15 protein-coding genes are annotated in these 14,999 nt (G+C 30.0%); 1 reads left to right on the forward strand and 14 read right to left on the reverse strand.

From position 1 onward, the window contains the following. Nucleotides 1-231: integrase core domain-containing protein (locus BM119_RS03760; RefSeq protein WP_143087287.1), on the forward strand; the 231-nt coding region annotated here is incomplete at its 5' end. Between the two features lie 244 nt (nucleotides 232-475). Here the strand turns inward: BM119_RS03760 and BM119_RS03765 are convergent. The 14 genes from BM119_RS03765 to BM119_RS03830 all read right to left on the reverse strand — a co-directional run bounded on the left by BM119_RS03765 (nucleotide 476) and on the right by BM119_RS03830 (nucleotide 14,937). Next, on the reverse strand, nucleotides 476-2,599 hold the full coding sequence (locus BM119_RS03765) for a YgiQ family radical SAM protein (RefSeq protein WP_090039041.1): 2,124 nt from the start codon (nucleotides 2,597-2,599) through the stop codon (nucleotides 476-478). 403 nt (nucleotides 2,600-3,002) lie between these two features. After that, nucleotides 3,003-3,455, reverse strand: a complete 453-nt coding sequence (locus BM119_RS03770; RefSeq protein WP_090039043.1) for an MOSC domain-containing protein — start codon at nucleotides 3,453-3,455, stop codon at nucleotides 3,003-3,005. A 93-nt stretch (nucleotides 3,456-3,548) separates the two neighbouring features. Continuing rightward, a complete protein-coding gene (moaC, locus tag BM119_RS03775) occupies nucleotides 3,549-4,016 on the reverse strand; it encodes a cyclic pyranopterin monophosphate synthase MoaC (RefSeq protein WP_090039044.1) in 468 nt (155 codons plus the stop codon). Nucleotides 4,017-4,021: 5 nt separating this feature from the next. Next, the gene (gene moaA, locus BM119_RS03780) at nucleotides 4,022-4,978 is read right to left on the reverse strand and encodes a GTP 3',8-cyclase MoaA (protein WP_090039046.1); all 957 of its coding nucleotides are present in this window, start codon (nucleotides 4,976-4,978) and stop codon (nucleotides 4,022-4,024) included. Beyond that, nucleotides 4,978-5,652: a molybdenum cofactor guanylyltransferase gene (locus BM119_RS03785; protein WP_242948309.1), complete on the reverse strand. Its 675-nt coding sequence runs from the start codon at nucleotides 5,650-5,652 to the stop codon at nucleotides 4,978-4,980. The genes moaA and BM119_RS03785 overlap by 1 nt, the downstream gene beginning before the upstream one ends. A 3-nt stretch (nucleotides 5,653-5,655) precedes the next feature. Further along, nucleotides 5,656-6,144, reverse strand: a complete 489-nt coding sequence (locus tag BM119_RS03790) for a MogA/MoaB family molybdenum cofactor biosynthesis protein (protein WP_090039355.1) — start codon at nucleotides 6,142-6,144, stop codon at nucleotides 5,656-5,658. Between the two features lie 283 nt (nucleotides 6,145-6,427). Then, on the reverse strand, nucleotides 6,428-7,000 hold the full coding sequence (locus BM119_RS03795) for a 4Fe-4S dicluster domain-containing protein (RefSeq protein WP_090039049.1): 573 nt from the start codon (nucleotides 6,998-7,000) through the stop codon (nucleotides 6,428-6,430). Continuing rightward, on the reverse strand, nucleotides 7,000-8,379 hold the full coding sequence (locus tag BM119_RS03800; RefSeq protein WP_090039050.1) for a [FeFe] hydrogenase, group A: 1,380 nt from the start codon (nucleotides 8,377-8,379) through the stop codon (nucleotides 7,000-7,002). The genes BM119_RS03795 and BM119_RS03800 overlap by 1 nt, the downstream gene beginning before the upstream one ends. A 74-nt stretch (nucleotides 8,380-8,453) precedes the next feature. After that, the gene (locus BM119_RS03805; protein ID WP_090039052.1) at nucleotides 8,454-9,041 is read right to left on the reverse strand and encodes a 4Fe-4S dicluster domain-containing protein; all 588 of its coding nucleotides are present in this window, start codon (nucleotides 9,039-9,041) and stop codon (nucleotides 8,454-8,456) included. Nucleotides 9,042-9,181: 140 nt separating this feature from the next. Continuing rightward, entirely contained in the window at nucleotides 9,182-9,973 is a 792-nt protein-coding gene (gene fdhD, locus BM119_RS03810; RefSeq protein ID WP_090039054.1) for a formate dehydrogenase accessory sulfurtransferase FdhD, read from the reverse strand. A gap of 51 nt (nucleotides 9,974-10,024) precedes the next feature. Next, on the reverse strand, nucleotides 10,025-10,558 hold the full coding sequence (mobB, locus tag BM119_RS03815) for a molybdopterin-guanine dinucleotide biosynthesis protein B (RefSeq protein WP_090039056.1): 534 nt from the start codon (nucleotides 10,556-10,558) through the stop codon (nucleotides 10,025-10,027). Beyond that, nucleotides 10,536-11,747 carry a molybdopterin molybdotransferase MoeA gene (locus tag BM119_RS03820; protein WP_090039058.1) on the reverse strand — a complete coding sequence of 404 codons (1,212 nt, stop codon included), beginning with the start codon at nucleotides 11,745-11,747 and terminating at the stop codon, nucleotides 10,536-10,538. The genes mobB and BM119_RS03820 overlap by 23 nt, the downstream gene beginning before the upstream one ends. Nucleotides 11,748-11,856: 109 nt before the next feature. Further along, on the reverse strand, nucleotides 11,857-13,995 hold the full coding sequence (gene fdhF, locus BM119_RS03825; RefSeq protein ID WP_090039060.1) for a formate dehydrogenase subunit alpha: 2,139 nt from the start codon (nucleotides 13,993-13,995) through the stop codon (nucleotides 11,857-11,859). Between the two features lie 300 nt (nucleotides 13,996-14,295). Next, complete coding sequence (locus BM119_RS03830) at nucleotides 14,296-14,937, reverse strand: ATP-binding cassette domain-containing protein (protein WP_143087288.1); 642 nt, start codon at nucleotides 14,935-14,937, stop codon at nucleotides 14,296-14,298. Between the last annotated feature and the right edge of the window lie 62 nt (nucleotides 14,938-14,999).

Genomic DNA, 14,999 nt, shown 5'->3' on the forward strand with positions numbered 1-14,999 from the left:
AAAGTAGTTCATGAAAGGATTCCAGTAAGGAGTCCTAATTACAATGCTTTTATTGAGTCATATCACAGATATCTTCAAGAAGAGTGCCTTAATAATGAAATGTATTGGAGCTTAAAAGAGTTAGAAATTGATTTAAATGATTATGTTTATAGATATAACCATGAAAGGATACATTCCTCTATAGGATATGTATCCCCACATGAATATTATAAAAATAAAATTTCAGCTTAACTTAAAATTTTGAGAAAACTTTAGAATGAGTAACTTTAGTCCAGATAGCGGGGAGCAATCCGAGGATGAAATCTTCTTAATAAGATTTCTAAAATAAAAATATTTTTTAAGAAAACCTGTGGTTTTCAACCTTGACTTTCCACTTTCAACACTCAACTTTCAACTTAATATTAAGTGCAGCCAGCTAGTTTGTGCTCATTATAGCCACCAACCTTTAACATATACCTATTAAGAAAATTTCAGTTTATCTTCTCCTTGCTTTTGCTTTACCTTTGCTACTTTTTCCTCTTTTATCGTCTCTTCTAGTTTCTTTAAAGTTACTATTTCCTCTTTTATCGTCTCTTCTAGTTTCTTTAAAGTTACTATTTCCTCTCTTATCATCTCTTTTAGTTTCTTTAAAGTTGCTTGTTCCTCTTGAATCCTTTGATTTTGAGGTTTTACCTCTTGATTCTTTTCTATCATCCTGTGATTTATTTGATCCTCTAGAGTCTTTTCCGTTTTTAGTTTTTCCTCTAGAATTATCTTTAAAAGATGTATGTCTTTTTTCTGATGAAAAGCTGTGATTTCTACTGCCTTTTTCTCTTATTAAACATTTTGGTCCATTACCTATTAAATCTAATCTTCCTGCCTCAGTTAAAGCTTCATATACTAAAAGATAATTTTTAGGATTTCCAAATTGAAGAAGAGCTCTTTGCATAGCTTTTTCTTGTTTTGATTTTGGAACATATACTTCTTTCATAGTTAATGGATCTAAACCAGTGTAAAACATTGTTGTTGATAATGTTCCTGGTGTTGGATAAAAATCTTGCACCTGTTCTGGTTGATATTTTATATCTCTTAAATATTCAGCAAGTTTTATTGCTGAATCTAATGTACTTCCTGGATGGCTTGACATTAAGTAAGGTATAATATATTGCTCTTTTCCTATTCTCTTATTAATTTTAAAGAATTTTTCTCTAAATCTTTCATAGGTTGCTCCTGCTGGCTTACCCATGTATTTTAAAACTTCAGGTGCAACATGCTCTGGAGCAACCTTTAGCTGTCCACTTACATGATGTTCTATGAGCTCTCTTAAAAATCTATCATTTTTATCTGCCATAATATAGTCATATCTTAAACCTGAACGAACAAACACCTTTTTTACATTTGGTAGTTTTCTTACTTTTCTAAGTACTTCTAAATATTCACTATGATCAACATCCATGTTTTTACATGGTGCTGGATATAAACATTGCTTATCTTTACATGCTCCAAACTTTAACTGTTTTTTACAAGCTGGTTTTCTAAAGTTTGCAGTAGGGCCTCCTACATCATGGATATATCCCTTAAAGTCTTTAAGCTCTGTTATTTCTTTTGCTTCTTCCACTATAGACTTTTCACTTCTACTTTGTACTATTCTACCTTGGTGGAATGTTATTGCACAGAATGAACAATTTCCAAAACATCCTCTTGAGCTAACTATACTGAATTTAACTTCATTAATAGCAGCTATTCCACCTTCACTTTCATATATAGGATGATAATTTTTTTCATATGGTAGTGCGTAAACTTTATCTAACTCTTCTCTAGTCAATGGCATTTCCGGTTTATTTTGAACCACATATTTATTTGCATGCTTTTGAGCTAAGTTTTTTCCTATTACAGGATCTTGTTCTTCGTATTGAATTTTAAAAGCCTCTGCATATTTTTTCTTATCTGCACATATTTCTTTATATGATGGTATCTCAATATAGTCACTTACATTTTCTAGGTCATCAGCAATGTAACAAGTTCCTGGTATATGTCTTATATACTTTGCCTCAAATCCATCATTTAAGTAATTTGCAACTTCTACTATTTGCTTTTCACTCATTCCATAAACTAAAAGATCAGCTCCGCTATCAATAAGCATTGATTTTCTTACCTTATCACTCCAATAATCATAGTGAGCAAATCTTCTAAGACTAGCCTCAATACCACCAATTACAACATTAGTGTGTTTATATGCCTCTCTTATTCTATTGCAATAAGCGATAGTAGCTCTATCAGGTCTTAATCCCATCTTTCCACCTGGGGAATAAAGATCCTTTTGTCTTAACTTTTTACTTACTGTATAATGATTAACCATGGAATCCATGTTTCCACCATTAACTAAAAAGCCCAATCTTGGCTCGCCTAATTTTTTAAAGTCTTCAGCATCTTTCCAATCTGGTTGAGCTATTATACCTACTTTATATCCTGCATCTTCTAAAACTCTAGAAATGATTGCCGTTCCAAAACTATGATGATCTATATAAGCGTCCCCTGTAACTATAACAAAGTCAACTTCATCCCATCCTCTTTCAATCATATCTTCTTTGCTAATTGGTAAAAATCTATTTTTAGTCATATACTCTCCTCTTATCTCTCGTTAACTTTATTAACTTGATAATTATATTCACTGTAAATTATAACCTTAAATATGCATGTCTTAATCTTGTTTTTAACTTAATTTAACATAATACTTTTATACTGCATAAAATACTATTATAACTTATAAATTTCAAATTTAATATACTATACTATTTTAGGTAAACCTAATGATTTTTTCAATATATATTTTTAATTTAACTATAACATAATTTACTATAAAATATATTAAAACTAGGGATCCCACTAAATTATCCCTAGTTTTGTTTTATACCTCAACTTATTAATTTACATATATAAACTCTATAATTAGATTTAGGCACATTCAAAAATAACAACTTAGTATTCTAGTATATTTAATTAGTTATTTTCTTTCATGTTCCTTACTCATGTATAACTTCTATAATATCTCCACTTTTAATTTTTCCACCTTTTAATACAATTGTAAAGATGCCTTCTTTTGGCATTACACATTTTCCAACCTGTTTTTTTATTGCACAACCACTATGACATTCTTTACCTATTTGTGTAACCTCATGAAGTGTTTCTCCTATTTTAAGTTTAGTTCCAACAGGTAATTCATATAAAATCATTCCCTCTGTGGTTAAATTCTCAGCAAATTTACCTGGTACTAATCCTTCAATTCCTATATTTCTCATTTTATCTATGCTTTCATTTCCAAGAAGACTTACTTGTCTATGCCAGTCTCCAGCATGGGCATCTCCTTTAAGTCCATGTCCTACTTCAAATACCCCATATTCTATTGGCTCTTTTATTACCCCTTTTTTATCACTTATGTTAACTGATATTACTTTTCCTAGCCTATTTTGTTCCATCTTAACTCATCTCCCCTATTTATATAGTAATTTAAGTTGTATAATCCTATAAAAGCGTACTATAAATACTATTTAATTATCTATACTATATTTCTATTTTCTTTTATAATGTCCACTTTTCCCGCCTATCTTTTCTACAACCATTATGTTTCCTATAACCATATTCTTATCTACAGCTTTACACATATCATATATTGTAAGCGCGGCCATAGAAACAGCAGTTAATGCTTCCATTTCTACTCCTGTTTTTCCAATCGTAGAAACAGTAGCTTCTATTTCTATCTCATTTTCTAACACATTAAACTTTATATCTGAACCAGTTAAAAATATGTTATGACACATTGGTATTAAATCCGATGTTTTTTTCGCTCCCATAATACCACCTATTTGAGATACAGATAAAACATCCCCTTTTTTTATAAGACCTTCTTTTATAAGATCCACGGTTTCTTTTTTCATCTTTATTGACCCAATGGCAGTAGCTATTCTTTTACTATCTTGTTTTTCTCCTACATCTACCATATGAGCTCTTCCACTTTCATTAAAATGTGTGAATTCCATATAAATTATCCTCCTATCTCAACCATATTTCTTCCTATATATTCTCCGTCCTCTAAATTATGAGTTTCTGGTTTTTTATTTATTTCATTAAGTATTAATTCCTTTATATCTTGTCCTCTTCTTAAAGGTGTCTTTAAGTCTAATTCCTCATTTGAATGAAGACAAAGTTTTAACTTTCCATCACATGTAAGTCTAACTCTATTACAATTTTCACAAAACTTACATGAAATAGGGCTTATAAGTCCTATCTTACCCTTTGAATTAGGCAATTTATAATACTTTGCTGGAGAGGATTTATCTTCTCTTGGAACTTCTTTTAATTCTTTTACTTTATCTAATACAATTGTATTTGGCATGAATTTTCCTAGAGACCATTCCTTGCACTGTCCTATTGGCATAAGTTCTATGAATCTGATTTCCACATTATTATTTTTAGTTATATTTACAAGTTTCTCTATTTCATCATCATTGAAGCCTTTTGCTAAAACTACATTTATTTTTATTGGGTATATTCCTAATTTTAGTGCCTCTTCAATTCCATTTATTACCTCTTTAAGATCTCCACCTCTTGTAATATCTCTATATTTCTTGGGATCTAAAGTATCTAAACTTATGTTTAATCTATTTACCCCTGATTCTTTTAGCTCTTTTGCATATTCCTTTAAGAGTGTTCCGTTAGTTGTTATTGCAAAATCTTCTATTCCACTTATACTTCCTATTTTTTTTATAAGATTTAGTATATCTTTTCTTACTAGAGGTTCTCCACCTGTAATTCTAACCTTTTTTACACCTAATTCAACAAAAGTTTTTGTTATTTGTTCTATTTCCTCAAAAGTTAATACTTCACTATAATCTATTTTTTCAATTCCATCTTTAGGTATGCAATACTTGCATCTTAAATTACATAAATCTGTAACAGATATTCTTAAATAATTTATATCTCGTCCATATGAATCCTTCATCATTTCCTCCATTTGTAAACTAATCTAATTCTTTCATGTGCCTTAGCATAGCTACTTACATCTTCTTTTGTATTTAAATTTACAAACATATCTAATGTTGAATTAAATTTTTCTGCATATTCTTCATCTATATAAACAGCATTTATAGTATCGATAAGATATTTAATAGCTCTTTTATTGTCTAAAAGTTGTTTTTCAATATGTTCTATTATACTCTTTGAATAGAACGCATTAAATGGTTCTATATTTCCATTTTTTCTTTTTGTTATACATGCATCTTTGTTAAGCTCTATTATATTTTTTTTCATAGCCCTTATATAATTTAAATTTATATTAGGCATATCACAGGCTATAAAATATGAAAATTTACTACTACTAGTTTTAAGTCCTATATGGATTCCTCCTAATGGACCGCTTTCTTTTATCTCATCACAAACTACCCTGTATGACATGCTCTTATAAAACTCAGGTTTATTTGTCACAATTATTATTTCTCTAAACTCTTCTTTTAACTTATCACATAGGACATCTAATATCCTTCTATTATTTATCTCTAGAAATTGTTTATCAAAACCCATTCTAGAACTTTTTCCTCCAGCAAGAATTATGGCTGTTTGTGCTATTTCATTAAATCTTGTATCTTCTTTTAAATCCATATTTTTATTTTTTATCATAAGTTATCTAGCACACTCACTAGCTTTTCCTGTAAGTATTTCTAGTCCATGCTGTAATGAATCAATAATATACTCTAAAGATTCTCTAACTGCCTTTGGACTTCCTGGTAAGTTAATTATTAGAGTTTTATTTCTAATTCCTGAAACAGCTCTTGAAAGCATGGCTCTTTTTGTAATAGTTAAACTATACATTCTTATAGCTTCTGATATTCCTGGAGCTAATTTATTTACTACACTTAATGTAGCTTCTGGAGTTACATCTCTTTCACTAAAACCAGTTCCCCCAGTTGTAAGTATTAAGTCAACTTTAATATTATCACTCATATGTATCATTTCTTTTGCGATAATTTTCTTATCATCTGGAAGAACTATATATTTTTCAACCTTATAGTTTTTGCTTTTCACTATTTCCTCTATAACTTTTCCACTTTCATCAATTCTCTTATTTTCATATCCCTTGTCACTACAAGTTATTATTCCAATTTTAAACATATCTATTTCATCCTCCATAAACATCATAATAGAATACCCTTATAACTTTTAATTTAAAAGCCACTGTATACTTAGTATAATACCCTTGAGGAGTTTTTAAACTATCCCCAAGGGTAAACTTTATTTAACCACTACTATTGTTAATACTCACACTTCTCAAGTGGTATATAATCACTTCTCATCAACTGCAATTGCCATAATAAATATATAAGACACTTGAAAGAAAACACCAAGTCAAATAGACTAGCATACTGACTTGTTATTTTTTTGAATGTGTATAACTCTATTTAGCTATATTTGCAAGTTCCATAATAACCTGTTTTCTCTTATCTTTAACAGATTTTTCTACATCTTTACCTTTAACTATTTTAAATGCGCCTGTTGGGCATATTTCTACACATGCAGGTCCACCTTGTCTTCCTTCACAAAGATCGCACTTATTGGCAATCATCTTTTCTTTAAAAAATAATTTGTTGTCTTTTTCCGATTTTAGCCCGTTTTGTATAACCTTTTCTCCATTTTTATAAGCTTCAACTAAATCTATAGCTCCAAAAGGACAGGCCATAAGACAAGTTTTACATCCTATACAAGTATTTTTATCTATAGTTATAACTCCATTTTTATTAGTTATTGATCCATTTGGACATACATTTGCACATGGAGCATCTTCACATTGTCTACATTGTATTGGAGCACTTACTTTAGCTGTTTTTACAACACTTAAACGAGGATTAAAGTCTATATTATTACTCTCTTGTGTGAATATATTTTTTTTTGAATGTGCAACAACACAAGCTACCTCACAAGTTCTGCATCCTATACACTTTTCAGGGTTTGCTACAACAAAAGTATTCATTATTTTTGCTCCTTTCTCATTCCGTACTTTGTATGTAATAAATTATGTGATTTATGACCTAATGGTTCTCCTAAATATTCATCATATATTTTTATTATGGCTGGATTTTCATGAGATTTTCTTATTTTCATATTAGAATCATGTTTATATATTGATTTTTTTCTACTCTTATATGCTATTTGTCTATGTTCATCTAAAAGTAATTTTGGCTGTCCGCCTCCACTTATACATCCTTCAGGACAAGTCATAACCTCTACAAAATGGTAATCACAAGTTCCATTTTTCACATCTTCAAGTAAAGATTTAACATACTTTAATCCTGAAACAACTGCTACTTTTAATTCAAGGCCTTCTATATTAACACTAGCAGTTCTTATTCCTTCACTTCCTCTTATAAATTCCAATTCTAAATTATCTATAGGCTTTTTAGTTATAAGCTCATATCCTGTTCTAATAGCCGCTTCCATAACTCCACCTGTAGAACCAAATATATTTCCTGCTCCAGTATAAGTTCCAAGTGGTGCATCAAACTCTTCATCTTGAAGATTTACAAAATCAATATTGGCTTCTTTTATTAAATGTGCTAACTCCCTAGTTGTTATAACAACATCTACATCTTTATACCCACTACCATTCATCTCTTCTCTATCACACTCAAATTGCTTACATGTACAAGGCATTACTGCAACACTAAAAATCTTACTTGGATTTACTTTATCAATTTCAGCTCCATAAGTTTTAAACATTACCCCTGCCATTTGTTGAGGAGATTTACAACTTGAAAGATGGTTTAATAATTCTGGATAAGTATCTTCTGCAAATTTTACCCAAGCTGGACAACATGAAGTAAACATAGGAAGATTTTTTCCTTCTGTTACCCTCTTTATTAATTCGCTTCCTTCTTCCATTATAGTTAAATCCGCTGCAAAATTAGTATCATAAACTCTATCAAAATTTAATTTTCTAAGAGCTGCTGCTAATTTTCCTGGTGTTAAGCTTCCAAGGTCCATTCCAAACTCTTCTGCCAATGCCACTCTAACTGCTGGAGCACACTGTACAACCTTATAAGAATTACAATCACTTAATACTTTCTTAACCTTTATTGCTTGCCCTAAATTATAAGCAGCAAAAATAGGCTCCTTAACCCCCTCAAGGATTTTTCTTTCTTCTAATTTATCTTGTATATTTAAATCCATAGTAAGACTTGATGCGTAAACACTACATGTTTGTATACATTGTCCACATAAAACACATTTATCTGTATTTATTGATTGGGGTCTTCCTTGTTCGCCATCTATTGCATTCACAGGACAAACCTCAGCACAACGTCTGCATCCAGTACAAAGATCTTTATCTATATTAATTAAGTTAACATCCATTTTTTATCCTCCATGTATTCTTATGACTTAACACTAAGTGATTCTTAGCTTAAGATTAACTTCACTTAAAATTATTACTTATAGCCACATATTGTTTGCATTAAACTTTCTGCTGCCTTTATATTACGATGTTTTTTTTCATTCTTTGGAGTTACAAGTGTTAATGCACTCTTAGGGCAAGCTTTTATACATGCTTGCTCTCCACTCTCTTTGCATAAATCACATTTATAAGCTATAATTTTTTTTGCATTTTCTAAAGTTTCTTCTCCAAACTCTTTTAAATTGTTCTGTATAACTTCTTGTCCATTATCATACTGTGGCATTAATTCTATAGCACCAAAAGGGCATGAAATAATACAGCTTTTGCATCCTATACATGCATTTTCATCCACAATTATAGAACCATTTTCTTGTTTTATAGCTCCAATTGGACAACTATTAGCACAAGGAGCATCCTCACAATGTCTACATTGGATAGGCATTACAAATTTATCTGTTTTTATAGTATATAATCTTGGCACAATTGGAGTTGTAACTGTCCCTGCTACATATCCAACATTGTTATTTTTATTGTGCACTGCAAAACAAGCTACTTCACAAGCTTTACATCCTATACACTTCTTAGGATTAGCTACAACAAAAGAATTAAGTGTAGTTTTCATAACTCTTATCACCTTTCATTTATGTTTATTTTAGTCTATAAGTTCTAATTAATAAAATTCATAATTTGCTAACTTACATTGTTATGAATTACTAAAATCACAGTTTAAATTCAAATGAATAAACTTTTTCAAAACATATTTTAGTTATTTTCAATTATTCTATCCCCATTAGCATATATATTCATTCTATTCCCTCTAACAAATCCAACTAAAGTTATATTAAGCTTTTTTGCAAGGCCTAAAGATAAACTAGTTGGAGCTGATTTTGATATAATAATAGGAATTTCAAGTCTAGCAGCTTTTAATATCATTTCAAGTGATACTCTTCCGCTAAGTATCATTATTTTATCTTTTAAATTTATACTTTTAATAATCGATGAACCTATAACCTTATCCATAGCATTGTGACGTGCAACATCCTCACATATTACTAAAACATCATCCTCATCACACAAAGCTATTGTATGCACTCCCCCTGTATTTTTAAAGGTACTGGAGTGATTAAGATTTTTATTCATAAATTCGTATATCTTTTTCTTTTGTATTTTAACTTTTGTACTTATAGCATTGCATGACATTGACTCTAAAAACTCTTTAACGTTATCCTCATAACTCATATTGTTATCTTGAATTTCAAGCTTCTTGCATTGAAACTTGTTTATTTTTAAGTGACCCTTTGTTTCAACTTGTGCAATTCCCATACTTTCATCAATATTTATTTTTTCTATTTCATTTAAATCCTTAATTAATTCTTCCGTTCTAAAAAAACCTATAACTAGTTCTTTAAGATTTTCTGGACTACATAAAAGAGTTGCAAGCTTTTCTTTATTAAGAAATATAGTTAAAGGATACTCACAAACTATTGATTCTTCACAAATATATTCCTTATCTTCTTCTAACTTTATGACATTACATTTCAATATTTTATCCATATAATAATCTCCTAATATCTACATCATTATAATAATATATAATTTTTTTAATTAATATTTTAAAATGTTCTCTATAAAATTCCCAACTTCATCTATATTATTTATATTTAACACTGGAATATCAACATTTAGATCTTCGTTTGTTGCTATTGCTACAAAGCTAGCATTATTGAAATTTTTATCATTGTATAGTAGATTAGTATCCACTTCTTTTCTATGTACTTCTATTTTAGGATAATTATTATTTTTAAAGCCTTCTACAATTACTATATCTACACCTTGAAAAAGAGGAAGAATATCTTCAATTGTTCTTTCCTCTTTTAGAATTTGTATCATTGCTAATTTTTCAGAAGATGCTACAATTACATTGTCAGCACCAGCCTCTGTAAATCTATAACTATCTTTTCCTTTTTTATCTATATCAAATTTATGAGCATCATGCTTTAAAACACCAACTTCATAACCTTTGCCCTTTAATATCTTAATTACACCTTCTATTAAAGTTGTTTTTCCTGTTCCTGACTTAGTTGCTACTATAGAAATAACCTTAGGATGGTTGCTTTTATTTAAAGATAAATCTTCCATTCACAACTTCTCCTTTTGTTATTTTGTTCACACCTTCAGGCATTATTATTATTCCATTCGCCTTACTCATTGTCATTAAATGATTAGAGCATTGAGAACCTAGGTCATAAGCATAATACTTTCCACCCTTATTGATTATATTTACATATATAAACTTTCTTCTATCTTTCTTAGCCTTAAAATCATTTCCTGCCGTAACTAACATTTTTTCTTCATAAACCTCTTTATAGCCCTTCATTTTCTTAATTGCAGGCTTTACAAATTCCTCAAATGTTGTTATTACCGATAATGGATTTCCAGGTAATCCAAAGAATAGTTTATTATCTATTGTTGCAAAAGTTACTGGTTTTCCCGGTTTAATAGCTACAGATGTAAAATTTATTTTAGCTCCTATTTCTTCTAATACATTTTCTACAAAATCAAAATCTCCAGCAGATACTCCTCCAGAGGTTATAACTATATCTGCTTCTTTTAACCCCTTAAGAATTTTCTTTTTTAAAGCTTCTTTATCATCACAAACTACCCCTAAAGATATAAAGTCAACTTGTGAATTTTTACACAATGCCATTAAAGAATATTCATTTGAGTTTCTTATTTTTCCCTTTTCTAATGAAGCTGTTATATCTAAAAGTTCATCACCTGTTGTTATTAATGCTACTTTAGGACTCTTTTGTATTACTACTTTGCTATAGCCTAATGATGCTAAAAAACCTATTTCTGTCGGTCTTATTATCTTTCCTTTTTCAAGGGCTAATTCACCAGATTTTATTTCTTCTCCCATTTTTATAATGTTAGTATTTTCTTTTATATAATCCGATATAATTACTTTATTTCCATTCTCTTTTACTTTTTCAATTTGAATAACTGCATCTGATCCATTAGGAACTGGTGCTCCAGTCATAATTTTTATAGCTTCTTTACTATTTAGGGTTCCTTCATAGTAATCTCCTGCCCTTACTAATGCCTTTACATAAAGTTCTATTTCATTCCCACATTGACAACACTCAGTATCCCTAAACTTTATAGCGTATCCATCCATAGCTGATTTATTGAATGGTGGTAATGTATCCTTTGAATAAATGTCCTCTGCTAAAACTTTATTAAGAGCATCTGTTAATTCTACTCTTTCTGTACCAATAACTTTTCCTTCTTCATCAATAATTCTCAATGCTTCTTCTATGGTAATCATTTTTTCTCCTTTCCAACAAATGAATTAAATTATCCTAACTCAATTATTAGCTCAAAATTTCTAAATATACATCTAAAAATTTATGAGCTAATAATACTTAATTTTTATATTAATTTTTTGTAACTCTCATTTGTTTTCTTATATTGCTATAAGTTTCCTTAACATATTCTTCTGCTTTAGCCTGATCTTCTATTTTTTCAACCTTTATTGCACAATACTTAAACTCTGGTGTTTTTGTTATAGGATCTACATAATCACTTGTTAATTCATTACAAGAACCTATCCACCATTGATAAGTCATATAAGTTGCACCTTTTTTAGTTCTCTCAGTAACTAATGCTCTTGTTATTATAGTTCCTCTTCTAGAAGTGACTCTTACTAGTTCTTCACTTTCTATTCCTAGATCTTCTGCATCTTCAACACTTATTTGTATATATCCTGGTTCATCTGCCAATTCTTTAAGTGCTCTACAGTTACCAGTCATAGTTCTTACAGAGTAATGTCCTACTTCTCTTACTGTAGATAAACTTAAAGGATACTCTTCATCTGGCATTTCACCAGGCGCTCTCCACTCTGCTGCAAATAAATTTCCCTTCCCGCTTGGAGTTGAGAACTTATTTCCTTCATATAAATAAGGTGTCCCTGGATGATCTTCTGTTGGACATGGCCATTGTATACTTCCAAGCTCCTCCATATGTTTATAACTTGCTCCTGCAAAGCTTGGACAAAGACCTCTCATTTCATCCCAAATTTCTTCTGTATTTTTATATGACATAGGGTACCCCATTGCAGTTGCAATTTCACATATAATTTGCCAATCTGGTTTTGCTTCACCCTTTGCATCAACAGCTTTCCTAAATCTTTGGAATCCTCTATCTGCACTTGAATAAACTCCTTCATGTTCTCCCCAAGCTGTTGCAGGAAGAACTACATCTGCATGAAGTGCTGTTTTATTCATAAAGATATCTTGAACAATTACTAAATCTATATTATCTAAAGTTTCTCTTACCTCAGCTGCATTTGGATCACTTTGAACTGGATCTTCTCCAAATATATAATAAGCCTTTATTTTATCCTCATGAAGTACTAAATGAGGTATTTCAGTTAATTTATATCCTGGATTACTTGGAAGTGAAACTCCCCAAGCTTTTTCAAATTTTTCTCTTGCTTTGTCATCTGTAACCTTCTGATATCCTGGGAATACATCTGGAAGAGTTCCCATATCACATGTACCTTGAACATTATTTTGTCCACGAACTGGTCCAATACCAACACTTGGTCTTCCATAGTTTCCTGTTAAAAGTGCAAGGGATGCTAATCCTTTAACAACATCAACAGCTTGTGAAAATTGACATACGCCCATACCATAAAGAATCATAGCATTTTTTGCTTTAGCGTATTCTCTCATGGACTTTCTTATATCCTCAGCCTTAACTCCAGTTATTTTTTCTGCATATTCTGGAGTATATTTTTCTACTTGTTTTTTATACTCTTCAAATCCTTCTGTATAATTTTCAACATATTCTTTATTGTAAAGTTTTTCATTTATTAATACATTAGCAAAAGCATTAACAAGTGCCATATTAGTTCCACCTTTTAGTGGTAACCATAAATCTGATATTCTAGCTGTTTCTGTTATTCTTGGATCAGTTACAATTATTTTTGCACCTTTTTCCTTCGCCTTAATAATTCTTCTTGCAACAATTGGATGCGAATCCGCTGCATTATATCCAAAAACAAATAATAAATCTGTATCTTCTATTTCTGGTATTCCGTTAGACATTGCACCATTTCCTAATGAGTAAGCCAGACCGGCTACTGAAGGAGCATGTCAGACCCTAGCACAGTGATCTATATTATTTGTTCCTATTACCGCTCTCATAAATTTTTGCATTACATAGTTTGCTTCGTTTCCTGGTCCTCTAGCTGACCCTGTTCCCATGATAGCATCTGGACCATACTTAGTCTTTATTTTAAGTAATCTTTCAGCTATAAATTTAATAGCTTCATCCCATGAAACCTCTTCTAATTCCCCATTTTTTCTTATCATAGGGTGTTTTAGTCTTGATGTTAATAGTTGAGGATCATTTAAAAAGTCCCAACCATAATATCCTTTAAGACATAAATTTTCTTCATTAGTTCTTCCATTAGCTGCTTCAGCTCTTACTATTTGTCCATCTTTAACTACCAAATATAATTGACAGCCACCTCCACAATATGGACACACAGTTAATATTTTTTCTTCCATAAGGTTCTCCTTCTTTGCAATTTATTGCATTTTTTTCTGTTTTTCAACACAATTATCCATCATATAACTATTGTAAAGTATGAATTTTTCACAGTCAAACTTGCTCTTTATGTATAATTTACTATTTTAAAGTCATATTTACTAAAACTTTATACTTATTATCAAAATAATATCTTTTTCAATGGATATATTCCGTTTTCGTATCTATACTCATAATTTTTACTATTTATATATTTTTTCTTTGAATTTTTTTATTATTTATAAAATTTACAATTATCAATTTCAAAAACATCTTAACTTTTAATCTAAAATTTTTCCATCTTTTAGATTTATAATTCTATCACCTAGTAGCCTAGCTTCATTATTATCATGGGTAACTAGTATTACACTAACATCCCATATTTCTTTAAATGTTATAAATTCTTTATAAACTATTTCTTTTGTTTCAGAATCTAATGCTGAAAATGGTTCATCCAAAAGCATAATATCAGGTTTTATTGATAAAGCTCTACTTAAAGCCACCCTTTGTTTCTCTCCTCCTGATATTTCCTTAGGATATCTATTTTCTAAATGCTTTATTTTTAAAACTTCCATTATATAATTCCCATATTCTATATTTGATTTACTATTCTTATTATATAAAATTCCAAATAAGACATTTTCCTTAACTGTCATATGTGGAAATAAAGCATAGTTTTGAAACACATATCCTATGTTTCTTTCTCTAAGAGGTAAATTTATTTTTTCTTCATGTGAATATACTACATTTCCATTAAGTTGTATATTTCCTTTATCAGGGGTTTTTATTCCGCATATGCAATCAAATATACTTGTTTTTCCTGAACCAGAAGCTCCTTGTATAACTAAAACTTCTTTCTTAACCTGGAATTTTACATTTAAATCAAAATAATTTAACTTTTTAAATATATCTACATTAATCATAAAACTCTCCTATTTTTAAAAGTGGCTACGCCACGTTTAATTGAGACTTGACAATTGACAAT

Source organism: Clostridium frigidicarnis, from assembly GCF_900111985.1.
Taxonomy (GTDB): Bacteria; Bacillota; Clostridia; order Clostridiales; family Clostridiaceae; genus Clostridium_Z; species Clostridium_Z frigidicarnis.

Bases quoted from the DNA above. Each gene is read 5' to 3' on its own strand.
- BM119_RS03765 (WP_090039041.1), bottom strand. From the start codon at position 2,599: ATGACTAAAAATAGATTTTTACCAATTAGCAAAGAAGATATGATTGAA.
- BM119_RS03770 (WP_090039043.1), bottom strand. From the start codon at position 3,455: ATGGAACAAAATAGGCTAGGAAAAGTAATATCAGTTAACATAAGTGAT.
- moaC (WP_090039044.1), bottom strand. From the start codon at position 4,016: ATGGAATTCACACATTTTAATGAAAGTGGAAGAGCTCATATGGTAGAT.
- moaA (WP_090039046.1), bottom strand. From the start codon at position 4,978: ATGAAGGATTCATATGGACGAGATATAAATTATTTAAGAATATCTGTT.
- BM119_RS03785 (WP_242948309.1), bottom strand. From the start codon at position 5,652: ATGATAAAAAATAAAAATATGGATTTAAAAGAAGATACAAGATTTAAT.
- BM119_RS03790 (WP_090039355.1), bottom strand. From the start codon at position 6,144: ATGTTTAAAATTGGAATAATAACTTGTAGTGACAAGGGATATGAAAAT.
- BM119_RS03795 (WP_090039049.1), bottom strand. From the start codon at position 7,000: ATGAATACTTTTGTTGTAGCAAACCCTGAAAAGTGTATAGGATGCAGA.
- BM119_RS03800 (WP_090039050.1), bottom strand. From the start codon at position 8,379: ATGGATGTTAACTTAATTAATATAGATAAAGATCTTTGTACTGGATGC.
- BM119_RS03805 (WP_090039052.1), bottom strand. From the start codon at position 9,041: ATGAAAACTACACTTAATTCTTTTGTTGTAGCTAATCCTAAGAAGTGT.
- fdhD (WP_090039054.1), bottom strand. From the start codon at position 9,973: ATGGATAAAATATTGAAATGTAATGTCATAAAGTTAGAAGAAGATAAG.
- mobB (WP_090039056.1), bottom strand. From the start codon at position 10,558: ATGGAAGATTTATCTTTAAATAAAAGCAACCATCCTAAGGTTATTTCT.
- BM119_RS03820 (WP_090039058.1), bottom strand. From the start codon at position 11,747: ATGATTACCATAGAAGAAGCATTGAGAATTATTGATGAAGAAGGAAAA.
- BM119_RS03830 (WP_143087288.1), bottom strand. From the start codon at position 14,937: ATGATTAATGTAGATATATTTAAAAAGTTAAATTATTTTGATTTAAAT.